Annotated in this window: 15 protein-coding genes and 1 rRNA gene; 6 read left to right on the top strand and 10 right to left on the bottom strand. The window is 54.8% G+C overall.

The window, feature by feature from the left end:
• Positions 1-19: 19 nt before the first annotated feature.
• The 6 genes from K334_RS0108380 to K334_RS0108355 all read right to left on the bottom strand — a co-directional run bounded on the left by K334_RS0108380 (position 20) and on the right by K334_RS0108355 (position 5,603).
• Positions 20-709: a GDSL-type esterase/lipase family protein gene (locus K334_RS0108380; RefSeq protein ID WP_027444821.1), complete on the bottom strand. Its 690-nt coding sequence runs from the start codon at positions 707-709 to the stop codon at positions 20-22.
• A gap of 1 nt (position 710) precedes the next feature.
• The gene (locus K334_RS0108375) at positions 711-1,712 is read right to left on the bottom strand and encodes a M48 family metallopeptidase (protein WP_027444820.1); all 1,002 of its coding nucleotides are present in this window, start codon (positions 1,710-1,712) and stop codon (positions 711-713) included.
• Between the two features lie 5 nt (positions 1,713-1,717).
• Positions 1,718-2,278, bottom strand: a complete 561-nt coding sequence (locus tag K334_RS0108370) for a LemA family protein (RefSeq protein ID WP_025880582.1) — start codon at positions 2,276-2,278, stop codon at positions 1,718-1,720.
• 278 nt (positions 2,279-2,556) lie between these two features.
• The gene (locus K334_RS0108365) at positions 2,557-2,997 is read right to left on the bottom strand and encodes a lytic transglycosylase domain-containing protein (protein WP_025880581.1); all 441 of its coding nucleotides are present in this window, start codon (positions 2,995-2,997) and stop codon (positions 2,557-2,559) included.
• Positions 2,998-3,325: 328 nt separating this feature from the next.
• Complete coding sequence (locus K334_RS0108360; protein ID WP_154655580.1) at positions 3,326-4,516, bottom strand: hypothetical protein; 1,191 nt, start codon at positions 4,514-4,516, stop codon at positions 3,326-3,328.
• 187 nt (positions 4,517-4,703) lie between these two features.
• Positions 4,704-5,603, bottom strand: coding sequence for a helix-turn-helix domain-containing protein (locus K334_RS0108355; protein WP_025880579.1), 900 nt, complete (start codon positions 5,601-5,603; stop codon positions 4,704-4,706).
• Positions 5,604-5,765: 162 nt separating this feature from the next.
• Between K334_RS0108355 and K334_RS0108350 the strand changes: the two genes are divergently transcribed.
• The 6 genes from K334_RS0108350 (at position 5,766) to K334_RS14820 (ending at position 12,053) form a co-directional block, all read left to right on the top strand.
• Positions 5,766-7,004, top strand: coding sequence for a TolC family protein (locus K334_RS0108350; RefSeq protein ID WP_025880578.1), 1,239 nt, complete (start codon positions 5,766-5,768; stop codon positions 7,002-7,004).
• Complete coding sequence (locus tag K334_RS0108345; RefSeq protein ID WP_025880576.1) at positions 7,001-7,888, top strand: HlyD family secretion protein; 888 nt, start codon at positions 7,001-7,003, stop codon at positions 7,886-7,888. Before K334_RS0108350 ends, K334_RS0108345 begins: the two co-directional genes overlap by 4 nt.
• 1 nt (position 7,889) lies before the next feature.
• Positions 7,890-9,359: an ATP-binding cassette domain-containing protein gene (locus tag K334_RS0108340; protein WP_027444818.1), complete on the top strand. Its 1,470-nt coding sequence runs from the start codon at positions 7,890-7,892 to the stop codon at positions 9,357-9,359.
• Positions 9,356-10,453, top strand: a complete 1,098-nt coding sequence (locus K334_RS0108335; RefSeq protein WP_025880574.1) for an ABC transporter permease — start codon at positions 9,356-9,358, stop codon at positions 10,451-10,453. Before K334_RS0108340 ends, K334_RS0108335 begins: the two co-directional genes overlap by 4 nt.
• Before the next feature lies 1 nt (position 10,454).
• On the top strand, positions 10,455-11,552 hold the full coding sequence (locus K334_RS0108330; RefSeq protein WP_027444817.1) for an ABC transporter permease: 1,098 nt from the start codon (positions 10,455-10,457) through the stop codon (positions 11,550-11,552).
• A 258-nt stretch (positions 11,553-11,810) separates the two neighbouring features.
• Positions 11,811-12,053, top strand: coding sequence for a hypothetical protein (locus K334_RS14820; RefSeq protein ID WP_154655579.1), 243 nt, complete (start codon positions 11,811-11,813; stop codon positions 12,051-12,053).
• 138 nt (positions 12,054-12,191) lie between these two features.
• Here K334_RS14820 and K334_RS0108325 read toward each other — a convergent pair whose 3' ends face one another.
• The 4 genes from K334_RS0108325 to rrf all read right to left on the bottom strand — a co-directional run bounded on the left by K334_RS0108325 (position 12,192) and on the right by rrf (position 21,244).
• A complete protein-coding gene (locus K334_RS0108325; RefSeq protein WP_025880573.1) occupies positions 12,192-15,134 on the bottom strand; it encodes a TonB-dependent receptor in 2,943 nt (980 codons plus the stop codon).
• Between the two features lie 303 nt (positions 15,135-15,437).
• On the bottom strand, positions 15,438-20,099 hold the full coding sequence (locus K334_RS0108320; protein WP_027444816.1) for a C10 family peptidase: 4,662 nt from the start codon (positions 20,097-20,099) through the stop codon (positions 15,438-15,440).
• Positions 20,096-20,599, bottom strand: a complete 504-nt coding sequence (locus tag K334_RS0108315; protein WP_154655578.1) for a hypothetical protein — start codon at positions 20,597-20,599, stop codon at positions 20,096-20,098. The genes K334_RS0108320 and K334_RS0108315 overlap by 4 nt, the downstream gene beginning before the upstream one ends.
• Positions 20,600-21,131: 532 nt before the next feature.
• Positions 21,132-21,244 (bottom strand): 5S ribosomal RNA (rrf, locus tag K334_RS0108305).
• Positions 21,245-21,370: the final 126 nt, after the last annotated feature.

Raw genomic sequence — 21,370 nt, 5'->3', positions numbered from 1 at the left:
CCTCATGCCCGCCTGCCGACTATGGATTGAGCAAGCGCATGTATTTCTTGAGTTGGAAGGCCCACAGCTTATACCCCAAAGGCGTGAGATGCAGGCCGTCCGTGGTCAGTTCGGTCCGCATCTCGTTGGTTCCGTGCCGGTTGAAGTAGCGGAAGAGGTTGACATATTCCACCCGCTGGGCCTGGCAATATTGCCTGATGAGCCGCGTGACGGCTGCCACCGTCTCCGTCTTTCCTTCCAATGTCTTCCACCTGCCGAACGATTCATTGATGGGCAACAGGCTCTGCACATACAACTTGGTGGCGGGAGCCTCCTTTCTGATTCTGTCTATCACGCTGCGGCACTGCTCGAACACCTGCGCGGCCGTCAGGTCATGGCTGATGTCGTTGACGCCCACCATCAGAAAGATGGCCTTGGGACGGCCGGGAAGTATCTGCGAGAGCCGATGGTAAATGCCTGTGGCGTCGTCGCCGGCTATGCCCCGGTTGCGGATGTGCCTACCTCCGAGCAGTTTGTTCCAGTCGCCGGCAAGCTCGGTGAGGCTGTTTCCCAGCATGACGACATCGGTGCTGTCGACGGGACGCATCTTTTCAAACTCCTCCACCCGCTCGTTATAGTGGTCGAACGACCGATAGGTGACCTTCTGGGCCGACATTTCCGAAGGGAGCAAGGCCGCCATCATCCCTAAAACAAGATATGATCGTTTCATTTCAGAACTGCTCCAATATCCTGATTCGCTTTTCAATGTCGGGATGGGTGCTGAAAAGGGAGTTCATGAAGCCCATCAGTCCCTGATCCATCTCGTCGGGCTGGCAGATGAAGAGCTGCGCCACGTCGGCGCGGTTCACGCTGTCAAGCCCCGGATTGCCCGAGATTTTGCGCAGCGCCGAGGCCAGCGCCAGCGGATTGCCGCAAAGTTCCGCGCCCCCCGCATCGGCCATATACTCGCGCTTCCGTGAGATGGCGAACCGCGTCAGCAGCGTGAACAAATAGGCGATAGCACAACAGACGACGCCTATCAGCAGGATGACGACGACGGACAGGCCGCCCTTTTCGCCGTCACGGTCGCGCCGGCCGCCGCCATACCACAGCGAATGATACATCATGCGGACGGTCAACGACATGACCGTCGATATGATACCGACGAAGACAATGCTGGTGACGAGCAGACGGGTGTCACGGTTTCTGATGTGCGTCAGCTCATGGCCGATGACGCCGGCCAGCTCTTCGTCGTCCAAGAGGTCGAGCAGTCCCCGCGTCACCGTCACCGCATAGCTGCCCTTGCCAATGCCGCTGGCATAGGCGTTGAGCTGCGGATCTTCGACGACATTGACTTTCGGCATGTCCATGCCGCAAGTCATGCAGAGATTCTCCACGATGTTGTAGACCCGGGGATTGTCTTTTCGGCTCAAAGACACGGCCCCCGTGGCATGGTTGATCATCGAGGCGTTCGCAAAATAGGCGATGGCGAACCAGACACCCACGCCCAGTATCACCCATGGAATGGTCGTCACGAAATAATAATTGACCGTGGCCACGTCCAATTCGTGCACTACATTGCCCACCTCATCATAATAACCGCCGCCCAGGAAATTGAGAAGCGCGAGAAACACCCAGACCATTCCCAGGATGATGACAGGAAACAGCAGCAGCAACAGCATGCTCCTCATGTTGTTGTTGCGTATCTGGGTATAGATGCCTACATACTTCATGCCGCCTAAAACTTCACTTCCGGCGCCTTGTCGAGCGTGGCGCGGTCTTCCTGCGCAATCTCGAACATCGGCTCCTTGTGGAATCCGAACATGCCGGCTATCAGGTTGGAGGGGAACGCCTGCACGGCGGTGTTCAGCTCTCGCGTCGTGGAATTGAAGAAACGACGCGTCGCCGCCAACTTGTTCTCTATGTCGGCTATCTCCGTCTGCAGTTGCAGGAAGTTCTGGTTGGCCTTCAAGTCGGGATAGGCTTCCAACGAAACCTTCAATCCGGCCAGTGCGCTGGTCAACGCGTTGTCGGCCATGATCTTGTCGTTGACGGATTGCGCGCCCATGGCGGCGGCGCGGGCAGCCGTCACCCGCTCAAGCACCTCACGCTCGTGGGTGGCATACCCCTTGACCGTGGCCACGAGTTGCGGCACCAGGTCGTAGCGCTGCTTCAGCTGCACGTCGATGTTGGCAAACGCGTTTTCACGATTATTACGCAAACTAACCAAGCGGTTATACAAACTCACCAGCCAAAGGGCTATCAAAGCCACGGCCACCAGTACGATAATCAGTGTCATATTCCTTTACTTTTGTTGAATTGTTGAATTGTAAAACAGGGCCGACGGGCGCGTCAAAGGACTGCTTTCAGATTGCTGAACGCAGCCTATCTTATTGCAAAGATAGTGCAAGTGAACGCAATGAAAGCTTGCTTTCGGATTGCTGAACGCAGCCTATCTTATGCAAAGATAGTGCAAAACTTGCCAGAACGGCTCTTAATTAAGGATTATTAAAAAGAAAAGAAGCCGATTGTAAGATGAAAACATAACTTACAATCGGCTTCCTCCATATCTGGGAGCTAATTCATAGCCCGTAAAACTTTCTCGAAATAACGCTGCGTCTTTCGACCGCTGAAATGAATTCCGCCATTCCACGAACGTATAGCTCTCTCCAAATTGTTCAGAGGATTGTGCTTCGACTGGATTAAAAGAAACATTTCCTTGGACTTCGCAACACTAAAACGGTCTTTCAAACTGTACCTTTTCTTGACCTTTCGAGCCTTCAATATCTTATTGCACTCGGCAACCAATATTGGAGTTATCTGCATGGCACCCACAGAATTGCCGCTCACGGCCTTGGGATTTCCATTGCTTTCTACCTGGATTATCGCATCCATCACCGGACCCCAATCCACTACATGTTCTGAATTTGTGCGCGATGCGCCACCGGCAAACGCTGACACAACTTCAATGGATAAAAAAGTTAAAATTAAAATTAAAACTCTTGCTATTCTCTTCATTCGCAATTGATTTGTGGAACCTGACTATCAGAAATACAACATCCGTATAATCGCGACCGCAGAGTATGAGAAAAAGTTATCCGCACAATCTCAGTTCCGTTAATATCAACGAGATTTGACGCCTAACCAATAGGACTCAATCTCTTGTAAATCGGCGCAAAGGTACACAAAAAATATGAAATGAGCAAGAATATTCCGTCTTTTGACCATCCAACAAGCGGCCAACCTACAGATAACACATTGAAAACCAATAATTATTCAATATCCCAACACCATCGGACGCACGCATGAAAATACACCTGTCTGCATAAAAATACCATGCAATGGCTCATGGATGACGGACAAACTTCCGGCCGTTTTGGATGTAGATGTGCCCTGGCGTGGGATGCGGCACGGGCCTGCCTTGCAGGTCATGAACACCCGTGGCGTCGGACAAGGCAGGGCGAACAGGCGCAATGGCCGTCGTTCCTTCATGCTTCCGACCGTCATCCGGCGTTTGCAAACGAATGGCAAGGCGGTTCTGTCTGGCTGCTTGTCCCCCTTCCGTGGCGACATACCACCGATAGGCGCCCACTTTCACGTTCCGACTGCCGCCCGTTGCATGGAAACCGTCATGATAAAGCACGTAAACATTGGTCGTCTTCGGCTTTCCTTCCACATTCTTACCACTCACGTCAACCTCCTCTTTATACACAAAATGGACTGTCGTTCCATCCAGCTTCATGCTTTCATCCCGCGCTTCATAAGCCACCTGCGTGGCTTTCGCCACATACATGCCCTGCATGTCAGGCTCGAAAGTTCCTATTAATATATAAGGTGTATTGGCCTTCAGGTCGTTTTCCACCTCCATGAAAGTCATCTGTCCCTCCGACAACGCCGTCAATTCATAGGCTTTCACCGCCTTTCCGAACACCGTCTTGTAGTCATAGACATGGAATGGAGCCGCAAATGTATTGTAAATGCCATCGGTCAGCTTGCAAGTAAAATGAATGTTGGCCACCGTATGATAGTAGTTGCCTCCCCATCCGTCCGCTTTTTGAAGATATTTGTCACCATATTTTATATGAAGAAGGCTTACATCTTCCATCCCTTCCCCTTTTAAACGGTTGAGTCGATAATCGTTCGCCCCCGTTGCGAACCAAATCGTTTTCCCATCTATCGTCATCGATAAGCCTTTCCCTTTACCAAAAGCGACCTTGCAAGCGTCCGTATATTCCTCGGAAAGCGAGAACCGGCCGCTGACGTTCCTCGGGTTGGCCAGATAGGCATGATGTTTCTTATCGATCAAAGCCGAAATGTCTCCATTTCTCCTATATCTGAAAAGGTTGCTGTAGCTTGTCACCTTGTATATTTCTTCCAGAGGGCTGCTCAATTTATCATTATTTACCTTGCAACTATAAGTAAATTCCACTGGACTGTCGGTTCCCATGCCGTTTTCTACAAATGCGAAATACTTCTTTTGGTGCTCATAAGTGATGAAATAGTCTTCTCCATCCACCATCTCTTCTGGGCTTTTCACGACTTCATACTGAGTGGGCGTATTAACATTCGCGTTTTGTGCCAAGCCATCCAGGCCCAACCAACACAGGCATAGACCCAAAAGAATTTTGTGTTTCATGCGTAAAATAGATTTGATATTGGATGAAATAATATTGATTCAGTCCTCAAAGATAGCACTTTCTCATGGTTGTACCAAGAAAACAGCCCTAAAATCCATTTCTGAATGCCAGCGGCGTGCAGCCTTGCAAACGCTTGAAATACTTGTTGAAGAAGCTGGGATTGGGAAAACTCAGCTGCATCGCGATTTCATTGATGGACAAGTCGCTGTATTTCAGCATGACCTGAGCCGCCGAAATGACGGAGCGGTCGATCCATTTCTTGGCCGTCAAGCCGCTGACATTCCTGACAATCGTTCCCAGATAGCGTTCCGTCAGACAGAGTTTGTCGGCATAAAAGGCCAGCTGATGCTCGTGTTTCCCGTGCAGATTCACCAAATGAATGAAACGTTCGAACAGCATTCTGTCCCGTGTCTTGGTGACATTGCTCACCGAACACTGTTTCACGAACAAATCGTCATAGTCCTCCAGGATGGTCTTTATCAACGCATAGACCACCTTCATAGAAGCCTTCTCCTGCAACAAAGCCTTTAAAAGCAACGAAAAAAGATTGTCCACAAAGGCCTTCTGCCCCCGTGTCACCTCCATGAAGCCGTCCATCTGCTCTCCATTCAGGAAGCCGGGCAATTGATTTCCCGTGGCCAGATGCAGCGTCTCGGTCGAAAACACCATGCCTTTCAGCGTAAAGTCGGGGCTTGCAAAGAATGGTTGCACGATGGTGCCGGGCGTCAGAAAGACGAACATGTCAGCCTTGAGCTCATGCTCCATCAAGTTGATGTTGGCCCGGCCGGTCCCCGACGTCACCATGCCGATTCTGTAGTCATTCAGCAGCATCAGCCTTTGAGCGGCGATGGTCTGTCTCAATATTGTTGAAACGTTGTCCACCACGGTCAAATGCTTGCTGATGAAAACGCCATCCGGGTGCTTTTCCCGTCCCGAAGAGAGCATTTCCCGAAACAAATCGAACGTAAGGCTTTCCGGTTTTCTCATGATTCACATGCTTTAATCCCACACAAAGATAATGTTTTTCACCCATTTACACCCCAAAAACGACACTTTTATACAAATAGGACATTATTGCGTCTATATGGATAACGGCCTTATGTTGCCAAAGGCCTACCTTTGCCCACGTCTATTCATGTATTGTAGATTATGAAATCATTCATCCTTCTATTCTTAGGATGGGCCTGTCCCATCGCGCTCGCGGCCCAGCCCCTGACACTGGACGCGTGCAAGCAGCTGGCCCACGCCCACTATCCCGCCATCAAGCAGTATCAGTTGCTTGCGCAAACACGCGATTTCACGATGGACAATGCCGCCAAGGCATGGCTGCCCCAGGTGAGTGTCCAGGTCACGGGCCTTGTCTTTACGGACATCCTCAAGTCCAATATCCCGGCAAAACAACTCGGAGTCGACATGAAACAGCAGCTGGCAGCCGGCAACGTGATGGTTCGGCAACAGCTGTACGACGGTGGCAAGACGGCGGCGCAGCGACAGTCAATCGCCGCCGAGGCCATGGTGCAGACCCGCCAACTCGACGTTACGCTCCACGAACTCAACCATCGCATCGAACAGTTGTTCTTCGGCATTCTGGTTCACGACACGCAAATCCGTCAGCTGCGGCTCTTGCAGGAAGACCTGGACCTCAGCCGCAAGACCGTGGCGTCGCTCCAGCAGGGCGGCATGGCCAACCGGAGCGATCTGGACGCCGTGGCGGTGGAACAGGTCAAGGCTTGCCAGTCGATGGAAGCAGTGCAGGCTTCCCGTGAAGCCTATCTCCAAATGCTGGGGCTTTTTGTCGGCAAAGACCTGCACGCAGACTCGCTGGCCTGTCCCGACATGGTTGTGCCCGCACAGGAGAACCGCCATCCCCGGCTGACCTACTACCAGGCACAACTCAACGGGCTGTCGGCCGAGCGCAAACAGCTCGACGCACGGCTCCTCCCCACGCTGTCGGCTTTCGGACTGGGGCTGTATCATACGCAACTGACGGACATGGCCCGGCCGGGCATGCTGGCCGCCGGACTCTCCTTCAGCTGGAACATCGGCGCGCTCTATACCCGCAAGAACGACCTGCGCAACCTGGAACTCAAACGTCGAAAGATAGAAAACCAGCGCGAAACGTTCCTGTTCGACAATCGACTGAAAGACGAACAGACGAACGGAAACATCGCAAGCCTGCGCCGCCAGCTCACCTTGGACGAACAACTGGTCGCCTTGCGGCAACGACTTCGCACGGCGAGCGAAAAGAAGGTGAGGTTCGGCACCGAGAGTGTCAACGAACTGCTGCGCCAGGTCAATGCGCTCAACGAGGCCCGCCTTCAACAGGCGCTCCATCAAATTCAGCTCTTGAGCGAAATCCATTCACTGAAAACAAACCGAGGACAATGAAATATCACTTCCTATTGGTTGCATGCCTGCTGTTGGCGGGCTGCGCCACCGACGACAAAGAGTTTGACGCCACGGGCACATTCGAGGCCACCGAAGTTACCGTTTCGGCCGAACAGACCGGACGCCTGTTGCGATTCACGGCCGAGGAAGGCCGTAAAGTAGAAGCCGGAAGCCTGCTGGGACTGGTCGACACGGTGCAGTTGTACCTGCGGGCGCGCCAGATCGGGGCCACCCGACTGGTCTATGCGACCCAACGTCCCGACATCCACAAGCAGATAGCGGCCACCCGACAACAAATCGCCAAGGCCCGACAAGACGTCGAACGCTTCGCGCAGCTGGTCGGCGACGGCGCGGCCAACCGCAAACAGCTCGACGACGCCACCCACCAGCTGGCCTTCCTGCGGCGTCAGCTCGAAGCGCAGATCGCCACCTTGCAGAACTCCGCCAACAGCCTGTCGGCCCAGATGAACACGGCCGACGTAGAAAAGCTGCAAGTGGCCGACCAACTGGCCAAATGCCGCATTCACACCCCCATCGGCGGAACCATCCTTGAGACCTATGTGGATTCCGGCGAGTTTGTCACCACGGGCAAGCCGCTCTTCACGGTGGCCGACATCGACCGCATGTATCTGCGCGCCTATCTGACGAGCAACCAGCTCCGCAATGTCAAGTTGGGGCAACGTGTCAACGTGTTGAGCGACTACGGCGACGGACGGCGCAAGTCCTATCCCGGCACCGTCACCTGGATAAGCAGCAAGAGCGAGTTCACGCCCAAGACCATCCTGACCGACGACGAGCGGGCCAACCTGGTCTATGCGGTCAAGATAGCCGTCAGGAACGACGGCCATCTGAAGATAGGCATGTATGGAGAAGTGAAATTATAAGATGGAAGCAATCCGTGTTCAACATGTTTCGAAGCGTTATGGCACCGTCGAGGCCCTTGCCGACGTGTCGCTGTCGGTCAAGTCGGGCGAAATCTTCGGCCTGATAGGGCCCGACGGGGCGGGCAAGACGTCCTTGTTCCGCATCCTTGCCACACTGTTGCTGGCCGACGGGGGCACGGCCACGGTCGACGGCTTCGACGTCGTGGCGGGGTTGAAGTCGATTCGCGGCCGCATCGGCTACATGCCGGGCCGCTTTTCGCTCTACCAAGACCTCTCGGTCGAGGAAAACCTGACGTTCTTCGCCACGCTCTTCGGCACCACCGTCGCCGAAGGCTACGACCTTGTGGCCCCCATCTATTCGCAGTTGGAGCGGTTCAGGCACCGCCGGGCCGGCCAACTGTCGGGCGGCATGAAGCAGAAGCTGGCCCTCTCCTGCGCGCTGATCCACCGTCCGCGCGTGTTGCTGCTCGACGAGCCCACCACAGGCGTCGACCCCGTGAGCCGCAAGGAGTTCTGGCAAATGCTGCAATCGCTGCGCCGCCACGAGATAACGATAGTCGTGGCCACGCCCTATCTCGACGAGATTCGCTGCTGCGACCGCGTCGCTTTCCTCCACCAAGGGCGGGTGATGGGTGTGGACACGCCCGCCGTCGTCCTCGACAGGTTCCATGACATCTTCACGCCCGATGGCTTCGCCGCCCGGCACGATGCGCCGACGGAGCCGACGGAGCATGAAAATGCCATCGAAGTGGACCATCTGGTCAAGGCCTTCGGCACGTTCCGGGCCGTCGACGACATCTCGTTCCACGTCAGGCGGGGCGAGATCTTCGGCTTTCTCGGGGCCAACGGAGCCGGCAAGACCACGGCCATGCACATGCTGACAGGGCTCAGCCAGCCCACAAGCGGCCATGGACGTGTGGCCGGTTACGACATCAGTACAGAGTATGAACAGGTGAAACGCCACATCGGTTACATGAGTCAGAAGTTCGCCTTGTACGAAGACCTCACCGTCAGTGAGAACATCCGGCTGTTCGGCGGAATCTACGGCATACCACAAAAGCGCATCAAACAGAAGACGCAGGAACTGCTGCAACGCCTGAACATGGAAGACCGACGGAACGATCTGGTGGCTTCGCTGCCCCTGGGATGGAAGCAGAAGCTGGCCTTTGCGGTCAGTATCTTCCATGAACCCGACGTGGTGTTTCTCGACGAGCCTACAGGAGGCGTCGACCCGGCCACCCGACGGCAGTTCTGGCAGCTCATCTACGAGGCCGCCGGCCGTGGGCTCACCGTCTTCGTGACCACCCACTACATGGACGAGGCCGAATATTGCGACCGCATCTCCATCATGGTGGACGGGAAAATCAGCGCCATGGGCACGCCCGACCAGCTGAAACAAATGTACAACCAGCCCGACATGGACCACGTCTTCACGCTCCTGGCCCGTCGGGCACAACGCAACGACGCATGAAAACGTTCTTCGCCTTTGTCGAAAAAGAGAGCCGACACATCCTGCGCGACGTGCGCACCATGCTCATCCTCTTCGTCATGCCCATCGTGCTCATGCTGATCTTCGGCTTCGCGATACGGACAGACGTGAGCCACGTGCGCACCGTCATCGTCACGGCTTCGCAAGACCGGCTGACGGAGCAGCTGACCGTGGCGTTGGGACAGTCGGAGTATTTCGACATCTGCCACACCGTGGCCACGCCGCAAGACGCCGAGCGGCTCATCCGCCGGCAACAGGCCGACCTGGCCGTGGTCTTCGCGCCCCATTTCGCCTCGCGCCGGGGCGACATACAACTGCTGACCGACGGCGCCGACCCGATGATGGCCCAGCAATATGCCAACTACGCCCGGCAAATCATCGGACAGCAGCTTGCCGACCGGGCGGCACCCGCACGGCCCGGGGTGGCCGGCAGTACGCAGATTCTCATGTCGCTGCTCTACAACCCGCAGATGAAGAGCAGCTACAACTTCGTACCCGGCATCATGGGCATGCTCCTGCTGCTCATCTGCGCCATGATGACTTCCGTCAGCATTGTCCGCGAGAAGGAGCAGGGCACGATGGAAGTGCTGCTCGCCTCGCCCGTCAGACCGCTGCTGGTCATCATCGCCAAGGCCGTGCCCTACATGCTGCTGTCGGTCGTGGTGCTGGTCGTCATCCTGCTGATGGCGCGTTTTGTGCTGTCGGTGCCGCTCTCGGGCAACGTGCCGGCCATCCTGCTGGTCTCCGCCCTCTACATCCTGCTGGCCCTCGCGCTGGGCTTGCTCATCAGCACCATGGCCCGACGGCAGCTGGTGGCGCTGATCGCGTCGGGCGTCATGCTGCTCCTGCCCAGCGTCATGCTCAGCGGCATGATGTTTCCCGTGGAGAGCATGCCGGCTCCCTTGCAATGGATTTCGGCCCTGCTGCCGCCCTCCTACTACATCAGAGCCATGCGCAAGCTGATGATCATGGGCGTCGGCCTGCGCCAGGTGCAGACCGAAGCGGCGGTGCTCGGCGGCATGCTGGCCCTGATTCTCTCGACAGCGCTGCTCAAATTCAACAAAAGACTGGAATGACATGCCACTGAGTTATCTCATACAAAAGGAGTTCTTGCAGATACGCCGCAACAGCTTTCTGCCCAAACTGATTGTCGTCTTCCCCATCGTCATCATGTGCGTCATGCCTTGGGTGATGAACATGGAGGTGAAAAACGTGCGCGTCGACGTGGTCGACCTGGACCGTTCGACCGACTCCCACCGCCTGACCAACCGGATTGCGTCCGGCAAATACTTCGTGCTGAACGGCTGTCCCGCTTCCTACGGCGAAGCCCTGCACGACGTGGAGCAGTGGAAGGCCGACGTCATCGTGGAGATTCCGCGCCACTACCACCGCTCGCAGGTGGAGGCAAAGGCACCGCAACTGCGGGTGTCGGCCAACGCCACCAACAGCACCAAGGGCACGCTGGGCATGGCCTACGTGAGCCAAGTCATCCAACAACATGTACAGGAGGGCGACCCCATGCCATCCGGCATGCGGCAACAGCAGGCCTCGGTGAGCCATCTCTACAACCCGCATCAGGACTACAAGCTGTTCATGATTCCCTCGCTGATGGGCATTCTCATCATGCTCATGTGCTGCACGCTGCCCACGCTCAACATCGTGGGCGAGAAGGAGGCGGGCACCATCGAGGCCATCAACGTGACACCCGTGAGCCGGCTCACCTTCATCCTGGCCAAACTCATCCCCTATTGGCTGATCGCCTTTGTCGTCATGACGATATGCTTCGTGCTCTCGTGGCTGCTCTACGGCCTTACGCCGGCGGGCGACCTGGGCCTCTGCTACCTGCTGGCCATGCTCCTGGCCTTCGTCTTCAGCGGTTTGGGACTGGTCGTGTCCAACTATAACGACACGATGCAGCAGGCCATGTTCGTCATATGGTTCTGCATGGTGACGATGATGCTCATGAGCGGCCTGTTCACGCCGGTGCGTTCCATGCCCCACTGGGCCTATCTGACGACCTACATCAACCCGATGCACTATTTCATCGACGCCATCCGCACGGTCTTCGTGCGTGGAGGCGACTTCCGAAGCGTGTCCCATCAGGTCGTGGCGCTGTCGCTGATCGCCCTCGTCATGGACGGTTGGGCCATCGCCAGTTATCGGAAGAATCGCTGAAGCACGCCCGTCGTTTTGCAAGAGAATCGCTGTGCTTTCAACGGCCGAAAGGGCGAGTGTGTAAAGTCGGTTGGCGATTTGTTGAAACGCCATTTCCCTCACGCCCCTGCGGCTCACGCCATTTGCAGAGACGGAAAATCGTGGCTCGGAAGACGCCAAAGCAAGACAGGTGTTAAATGCTCAACTTGGGCAAACGCCAAAGCAAGACAGGTGTCAAATGCTCAACTTGAGCAAACGTCAAAACAAAACAGATGTTAAATGCTCAACTTGAGCAAACGCCAAAGCAAAACATTTGTTAAATGCCCAACTTGGGCAAACGTCAAAGCAAAACATTTGTTAAATGCCCAACTTGGGCAAACGCCAAAGCAAAACAGATGTCAAATGCCCAACGTGGGCAAACGCCAAAGCAAAACAGGTGTCAAATGCCCAACGTGGGCAAACGTCAAAGCAAACGACGGCGGACTTTCCGATACCCGGGCAAAACGAGAGCGTGTAAAGTAAACAGAAGGGCCACCGATTGGAAACAAAACGCGCGACGATCGAAAAGCGACTCGGCCAACCGCGTGGTTGGAGGAGCCGCCTTTCTCTTTTTGATAGTTTTGATTTTGTGTTGTGCGTCTGTGTACTTGAATTTACAACTTAGAAAGGTCTTCTGCCGACACCGCCGCCACCAAAGGGCGGACGGCCCGGGCCGATGACATGCGGACGCATCCCCGGGCCGCCGCGGCGCATGCCTTCGCGGGCCTGCTTACCGCCGAAGATGTTGAGCCGATAGACCAAGTGGAGCATGACATAGCTGTTGATGCTGTTGTATTGGGTGTCGCTGCTCTGCATCGCGTTGATGGTGCGGCTCACGTTGCTCTGGTTGCGCAGCAGGTCGTAGAACTGCAGCATGACCGTGAGCGCGTTGCCCCGCAGGAATCCCTGCGAGAGCTGGGCGTTCCAGATGAGTTCGTTGGTGTTCATGCCCTTGCTGCTGTAGCCTCGGCGGCTGTTCTCGTGCAGGTCGGTGGACAGGCTTGTGCCCCATGGAGCGGTCACGCCGAGCGTCGCGCCATAGGAATATTGCCAGGTGTCGAGGTTGCTTTGGCTCAACAGTTTGTTGCGGCTGTGGGTGTAATTGAGCGTCCCGTCGAGTTCAAACTCCAGCCAACCGTTGCGGTAACTGGCCGACAGACGTTCCATGATGGTCGCAGAACGTGTCGTGTTCTTGACCGAACCGGACTGTGCGTTCTGGCTCAGATAACCCACATAATTGTTGTATCGCAGGTGCGAGAACGTGTTGATGTTGAAATATCCGGCTGAGTCGACGGCCGTGTTGAACATGAATCCCATGTTCGCGTCCCAGTTGCCGTTGATGTTCTCCGGGCGTGTGGTGCGCCCGCCGGTCTGCTCGTCGTAGGTCACCATGTTGCTGATACTGTTGCGGGTGTTGCTATAGTTGGCAAAAGTCATGATGGCCCGCTGCCGATTCTCCATGTACGTGTTGTAGAAGAGATTGAAACTGTTGGTGAAGGAAGGCTTCAGGCCGGGGTTTCCCTTGGTGATGTTGAGCGGATTGCTGTCGTCGGTGATGTCGAGCAGGTCGGTCAGGCTGGGCTGCGACGTCGTGCCGCGATAGTTGATGCGCAGGTTGCTCACCTTGTTGAAACGATATCGGAAGTCGAGTGTAGGGCTGAAATTGACCACGGAGCGGGTCGTGTCGACGTGGATTCCCTGATAGTTTTGGACATATTTGCTGTTCTGTGGCTGCAACATCACGCCCACATTGAAATTGTATTTCTCACGAATCACGCGCAACATCACCTCCAGTTCGTGGATATGGTTGCTGTATTCGGAGAAACGGCTCAGCTTCCGGTCCAAGTAGGTGTCCAGCGGATCGGCCAGTCTGTCGAGGAATGGACGCCAACCGCCATACGTCAAGGGCAGGCCCGCGAAGTAGTCTTCGCCCAGATTGCTGAAATCGTAGGTGGAACGGTCGCTCTTGCTGTACTTGTATTGATACTGATAACTGAATTGCAGGAAAGCCGCACGGAAGACCGGCTCGCTGTATGTGAGCTTCAGGCTGTAGCCCCAGTTCTTTGTCGGGGCGAGATTCCAGCGGTTGGTCTGGTAGGTGGAGTCTGTTCCGAGGGCGTTCAGGACTTGATAAAGGTGCACGTTGCTCAATGAAAGGCTCTTGGCGGCGCTGCTGCCGGCATTGAACTCCGTTCTGAACGTGACGTTGCGGCCACGACTTCCGAACTTGCGGTTGAATTGGGCCACGGCTCTGAAACTCTTGTTGTTGCCGTAAGTCAGGTCGGAACTGCTTCGACTGTTGACCAACTGGTCGGCGGCCTTGAGTTGCGACAGGCCTTCCACGCTCAACGGGTCGGCCGTGGTGAGATAGGGGTCGGCTTTGAACGTCGCCGAAGTGCCGAAAGCACGGCTGTCATTGGCGGAATAGGAGAATGACGGACGGAACAAGATGTTGGTCATCGAGTCGGGCGTCCACTCCAACCGCAGCCGGCCGTCGAAGCTGTTGCTGCGGCTGAAGTTCTGACTGACGCTGTTGGAGAACGCGCCCGCCTTGTTCACAAAGCTCTGTACGGAGCTGACGGAACGGCGGTCGCCGTCGGAATGGTTCCATCGGGCACTGGCGTCGAACTTCAGTTTGTTCTTTTTCTCATAGTTGTAGTTCACTCCCAACATCTTCGTTGCGTTCAGACCATTCTGTCCTCCGCCCCAACGCCCGCCGCCACGGCCGAAGCCCATGTCGTTGGTGTTGTTGGCATTGGCAAACGCCATCAGCTGGTTCTCATCATTGAAATAGGCCCCCATGCCCCGGACTGCATAGCGGTCTTTCGTACCCGTGGAAAGGTCGAGATTCGCAAACATGCCCTTGTTCATGCCGGGCTTCACGCCAAAGTCGAGAACGGTGGACTCGTCGCCGTCGTCAATGCCCGTGATGCGCGCCAAATCGCTCTTCTCGTCGTATGCCTTGATGTTGTTGATGATCGAAGTGGGTATATTCTTCAAGGCCGTCTTGGTGTCGCCGGTCATGAACTCCTTGCCGTCCACCTTGATTTTCTTCACCGTCTTTCCGTTGATGGTGATGGAACCGTCGTCAGAAACCTGCGCGCCGGGAATGCGTTTCACCAGCTCTTCCGCCACCGAACCTTCCGGCGTGCGATAGGCCGAGACGTTGTAGATGAAGGTGTCTTCCTTCAATGTCACCTTGCGGGCCTGCCCCGAAACCATCGCACCTTTCAACATGATGGCGTCGGAACCCATGATGACGTCGCCCAAAGCCAGGTCTTGACCTTTCGTCACCGTTATTTTCTTACCATACTGCTTATATCCCACACTGGTTATCCTGATGATAAAACTTCCATTGTGGGGCGACTTCATGTTGAAATTGCCTTCCGCATCCGTCAGCACCCCTGCCGCAAACGTGCTGTCCTTCGCGTTGAGCAACTGCACGGTGGCCTGCGGCAGCCCCTCCTTGGTGTCACGATCGAGCACACGACCCCTAATCGCCGCCTGTCCATAGGCTGACAGCACGATCATCGTCGTCAAAAATAGTAGTGAAAAACGTTTCATTGAGTTTGGTGACATTTTATCTTGATTCCAACTTTTGACGTAATGTGGCCGATTTCGTTTAACAACGGATATAAAAATATACACATATCGACATCACAAAAGCAAGACGCCATCGCCCAACATCCACCACCTGTCACCCGCCAACGAACAAGCCCCGGCCATTCGTGTGACCGGGGCTTGTTATGAAAAGGAGATGGCGACCCGCTCTCCACATTGCATTGCGGTAGCCGCCTTTTATATATATCAGATGATTGTTCTGTGGTTGTCCAAACTATTGTCTGGAACGCCATCCACGCAGGCAGCCTATCTCAACTTCGTCTTGTAGCTCAGCTTCACCGTGCCCTCCGTCTCCATTTGTCGAGTCGTAATGTCATCAAGTTGGGTTTCCGAGAAGTCAACATCTGTATTATACCAACCTACATGATATACGCCGTTTACGACTTCGGCATTGAGCTTGTAGCTACCTATGCCCGTATAATTTACGAAGTATTCCTCTCCATCTGTGCTGCGGCTGACAGTGAAATCACAGTCTATCTTATGCTGGATAGTACCGTTCAAAAGATTGATATAAGCAGAAGAAGATGTATCCAGGATGGACTTGACCTTTTTGTTTTGATTGAGAAATTCCATTTTGGTTTTCTCTACGAATGGATAAGATACATTTATAGTAAACTTTCCCCGACCCTGCAATTTGTTTGCATCGAATTTTCCTACGATGTCATCGCCGATGCGTATGTTGCCGGCGTAGTCAACGATAATGAAGTCATGCTTCTTGAAGAACTTCGCTATCTCTGTCTGGAAGCGAGTTTCGATATGACCGGTTAGATTGTCAAGGTAAAGCATTGCTCCTATCTCTTTTTCTTCATTGGGATCCGATACTATATCGTTAATACCTTTTCTATACAACGTATACTCTGAAAGTAAGGCATTCGGTTTATATTCCAATTCCAGGTCTTTCAGCTTAGGCACAATCGTGGTGCTTTCGCCCGTTGCAAGGTCGATGTTGCAAATGAGCTTTCCCGTGCCGGCAGGAATGTGGAACTCATAGAAGGCCTTCTCCTCGTCGTCGGCATTGAAAAGCGTGAGCCGACACTTCATCTTGTTCTTGATGAGGGAGTAGACCGTGAAGTAGCCAATGTTGGCCTTGCCCTGCTCGCTGATGGTGCGCTCGTAGCGCTGGGGGTCCTCCACCGTCTCGGGAATCTCGGACAGGCGTATCCGATAACCCGCGTACTTGGACTTCCCGCCTTCCTTCCACGAAGAGTCGAAGATGCGCAGCCCCACGTTGGCGTTCATCACGGCCATGTAGTTGCGCACGGCACTCTGGTAGCGTTTCATGCCCTGCACCTCAAGGTTCTTCTTGATGGCCTGAAACACGCTGGTCAGCGTGCCGTTCATCAGCTCGGCGAAGTGTTCGTCGGACATCTGCTGCATCATAGACTCGTCGGGGCGCATGTAGGTGGAGAGGCTGTGCACGTCCTTCTCCGCCATGCAGAAGGTGAACACCTCGTCGCTCTCCTCCCAGAAGCGGTCGCAGTAGCGGCGCACCGACTGCTCGATGTAGGCGCGCAGGCGGTCGTCGGTCATGCCAGGCTTCGTGAAGGCTGGGTAGAAATACTCGTACCAGTCCTTCTCCGTGCGGTAGTACTTGGCGCCGAACTTCGACTGTCCGCCGACCACACGCTTGCTGTCCTTGCTGTAGTAGAAACGGTAGGCGCGGTGGAAGAGGTCGTGCTTGGCCTCCTGGACCTTGGTGCCGAACTTCTCAAGTGCAACGCCGATGAACGCCGCCACACCCATCGAGGCCTGCATGATGCTCGTGCCCACGGCCGACACCAGCTGGCCGGAGGCGAAGCCCATGATGGTCTTCAGCGTGTTGGACGCTGTGCCGACGGCGTCGCCCTTCAGGTCGGAGGCGATCACGTCGAGCACCGTGGCGGCGGTGCCCACATACCCCACGGCGTCGATGGCGTTGCCCACCGCCTCGTTCGAGAACCCGAGCGCGCTGAGCATGCTGTAGCCGCCGTCGAGACCTACGCTCTGCCAGAAGTCGAAGTCGTCCCTCCACGCCTCCACCGCAGCCGCGTCGGGGGCCCCGTCGGACACGATGGCCAACATCTTGCCCAAGGCCTCGTTCAGGTCGAAGAACATCGGGCACTCGTCGTAGAGCAGGTTCAGGCGCGCCCGTGAGGTGTTGTCGTCCTGGATGACAAACGCGCTGAAGGTGGACAGGTGGTCGGTGGTGATGACCACGGCCTGCCTGGCGTTGTCGTACCTGAACATCACCGGCTCCCACCTGCCGCTTTCCGCATTGTAGTAGGCGGCCTGCACCTTCTCCTTCTCGCCGCGCTGCATCGGAATGACAATCTCCGCCGTGCCGCTCAGCTCGTGCACGTCGTTAGACAGGCTGACGTCCACGGCCAGGCCGCGCACGCAGTTCTCGGCCGCGTCCGGGGTGAGCACCGAGTTGCGTATGCACAGCTGCACATTGTCGTCCACCGTCGTGGGCGACAGGCTGACGGAGCACTTCTGAGCCACGGCGGTGCGCACGGAGTCGTTCAGTTCGAACACTTCGGCGCTCTCGTAGACGAAGCCGCGCATCCACGTAATGCTGTCGACCTGCGCCACGCCCGTGGTGATGGACTCGCCGCCCTTCCGGCTCACGACGACCGACGGAGTGTCGCCACCGGAGATCTCCAGCCTGTCGACGCCGCTCACCGGCATGCTCACCCGCCTGCCCTGCTCGTCGCTGCCGTGCATCACCATGTAGTATTCACGGTCTTGATCGGGAGCGGGGACGTATTTTAAATCACCAATGATATGGGTAAACCTATTCCATCCTGGGGCGTTACGATAGAGTTCTTCGCAACCCTTTGGAACATAGAGCCAAGTCTCTTCGTTAAACATGTTTTTATGGAAAGAAGAATCGGTGATTATCGGTGGAACCACAGAATTACATTTTAGAGTGTGTAAAGTGTAATTAACCAATGCTCCCTCCATTTCGACAACAGTATTTGGAATGGTAATTGAGAAACTTGAATTCATTATACTTCCAGGTCCCATCCTTATCATTGTTGATGGAAAATCGATAAGTGAAGGCCATTTTGCAGCAGTCATGATGAGGCAAGTTTGGTTCTTGTTTAACAACAGAGGCCACTCAGACGAAGAGAAATAAGGATTGCCCCCGTCAACAGTGAATTTACCGAGGTTTGACCTGTCGAATGCGTCAGGTTCAATGTGTCTAAGCTTTTTTGAAACAACGAACTCTGGCCACATTGTTGAGGCTTTGGCAAACGCACTGCCATAAAAACCTTTAGAACCTACGCTTTCAAGATTGGTAAACGTTGGCACCTTCTTGAATGTCGCAGCATAAAAAGCCTTGCTTCCAATAGACCTGATACAGTCAAGCCATTCCACATTTTCAAATTTGCAATTGAGGAAAGCCTCTTCTCCTACAAATTCAATCTCGGGACTTTTACATTTCACATCAAACAAAAGGCACCTGCAGAAAGCCTGTTTCTCTATGCGTGTTACAGAAGCACCTATAGTAAGGCTTTTAATCTTGGCATTAATGAAAGCTGCTTCTGGAATTACTTTTATCTTATCATTGAGTATCAATGTGTCAATGGTAGTGGATGCAAAAGAAAAGAGTTCTATGGATTCTATATTCTTGCCAAATGTCACTTTGCTAAAATGTTTGGAACCTGTAAATGCTGTAGCCTTGACATTCGTCACTTTGTATGAGTTTCCGTCATCGGTAACACTGTCGGGAATGACAAGGTGTGTGTGTTCTCCCGGCTTGTTGTAGCGTAATATTTCTGCAGTTCCATTTTGGTGCAGCCCGTACTCTATATTGTCTATGGTCTTATACACTGCATCGTATGGACGCACGCCGGTAATTATCATACAGTTTGCTGGGAAAAGAGCTATCAGAGCATGCTTATAGTAGCCGTCGCAAGCTCCTCCCCAGCCGTAGTTGAAATGGAAATAGCCGTTTGAGGTGTAGCCGTCGCAGACCATCGCGTGGCCATCGCCTTGGCCGCTTGCAGGATTCCCGGCATACAGAATCGGACGTCGTAAATCAAGTTCCGCCTTCATCACGTTCTGAAGTTCGGCGGCTGTAGCACCTGTATGAATTTTAGTCTCTTGATTATAGCCGAAATTCGCAGAAAGAGCTAAATCACTGAAGGGTGTGGGACTTCCACCAGGAAGATACCTTGTTCCAAAGGCTTTGCCGACGTCCGCCATGAGCTTTGCCACGGCAGCGGCTTGAACACTGTTGTAAGGTATGTTTTCATGGGTTTCGTTGTCGAGACCGTAGATGTCGAGCATGTTGTCCCAATCGTAAACGTGTCCCGAAAAGTCGGTGCCGTCGACTTCGCCCTTGCTCTGCTTCGGCCACTTCCAGTAGTTCATCAGCTGTGCCACGGCCGTGGGCACGCAACCTGTGTAGGCACCATCGGGACACATGTTGTTGTAAGGTGCCGTCTGGTTCCAGCGCGTGGTGAGCAGCGGGCCCACGATGACGCTGCCCACACCATAAGGCGCCTTGGAAGCCTTGGAGGCCAGCGAGCGGTCGTTGCGGATGAGGTCGATGCTGGCGGAATAGTTGCCGAGAAGAGTCTTGAACTGCACGGGGGCGTCCGAGTAGGAGAATGAGCCGTGGTCACAATAGCCCAGAATCTCGTCCCCGGTGCCGCTCTCGCCGGACACCACGACGAAGCCCTGTCCACCGCCAAGGTCAACCACATAGACGTTGGACTTGTCGGCGACCTCAGACTTCACCGTATGGGCGAGTCTGGGGGCGACCTTGGCAGGGGCGCGACGGGCTCCCCGACTTGGCACAACATGGCGCACGGCAAAGTCCGAAGCGATGGTGAGCGCCTGTCCTTCGCTCACGTCGTCGGCAAAGACGCCGGCCGACGTAAAGATGGCGAGGAACAGAAGGAGGAATGTCTTCTTCATGACTTTCTGAATTTAAAGGTGAACATGTTTGTCTTCACAATGTAAATGCCGCTGCCCAATCCCTGTAGGGGAATGGAGGCGTTGCCGGAGGCGTCCAACCGGTGACGGCCGACCGTCAGGCCCAAGACGGTGTGAATCTGTACAGGAGAGCCGGGCTGCCCGCCGGAGATGAGGAGGCAGCCGTCGCTGAAACGGAAGCGCGCGTCGGCCTTCACCTCCTCGATGGCGTTGACGAGCTGCGACCCCGTGTCGAAATAGAGCTTCTTCAACCGATAGAGTGGATACTCCACCATCGTCTTGGCGGTGGAGACCACCAGGGTGTTGCCCGAATAGGTGACGACGGGCTTTTCGGAAAAGGCGAATTTGACGACCTTTCCGTCAACCTCCTGGATGGCGACGGCGTTCTGAGCGCACGACGCGGAAGGAACGAGCGTGAGCAAGAGTGGGCAGAGAAGTCTTGCCCACATGGCGGTAGCCTTGTTTTTTAGGAATCTTTTCATGGGACTCATTTTCAATTTGACACTTAAGATTAGTGAAACACATCTTCATTTGTTACATCGTAGACTGTAAAGTTACAACATAAAACGAAAAAGTGTTTCCCAAATTCGGAAAATGTTTTCCCAAATTCACAATTTCATCCCTGCACCTCCAAAAGCGTCTAAACTCTAAAAGGGCGAAAATCTCGATGAAATCGTGGAATATTGCACCTCGGCGCGAAAACACGGGCATGACATTGCCGATTCTGTTCAACAATGAATAAAACATACACGTATCCGGCATCACAAAATCCAGCCGCCATCATCCCTCAACAATCCAATAACCCAAGCCCCCAAAACAACCAAACACCCCCATCCCCCATGCCGTCCCGTGTAGACAGCCGCATTGCGGCTGTCCCCGCCTCCACCCCCTTTCCTTCCCTCAAGGGGCCGCCCTCTCTCCCCCGTCTCCGCCCCTCCCTCTCCCCCTCTCCTTCCTCCCCCAAAAACGCAAAGAGCCCCGGCCACTGTGAAGTGACCGGGGCTCGGCTCTGAAAGAAGGCGGCGACCTACTCTCCCGCATTGCATTGCAGTACCATCGGCGCAGGCAGGCTTAACTTCTCTGTTCGGAATGGGAAGAGGTGGGGCCCTGCCGCAAGAACCACCTGATTTTATGGTTTGACATCGGGACACAGGCAAGGACGGAAGGAAGAACGAAAGACCATAGACCGCACGACAGCCAAAAGGATGGAGCGCAAGGAAAGTTTCGGGCAATTAGTAGCGCTCGGCTGTGAC

Origin of the sequence: Segatella baroniae DSM 16972 = JCM 13447 (assembly GCF_000426585.1) — a bacterium.
GTDB classification, from domain to species: Bacteria; Bacteroidota; Bacteroidia; order Bacteroidales; family Bacteroidaceae; genus Prevotella; species Prevotella baroniae.
The sequence above is the reverse complement of the archived record's forward strand: the minus strand, read 5'-3'. Positions and strand labels throughout refer to the sequence as shown.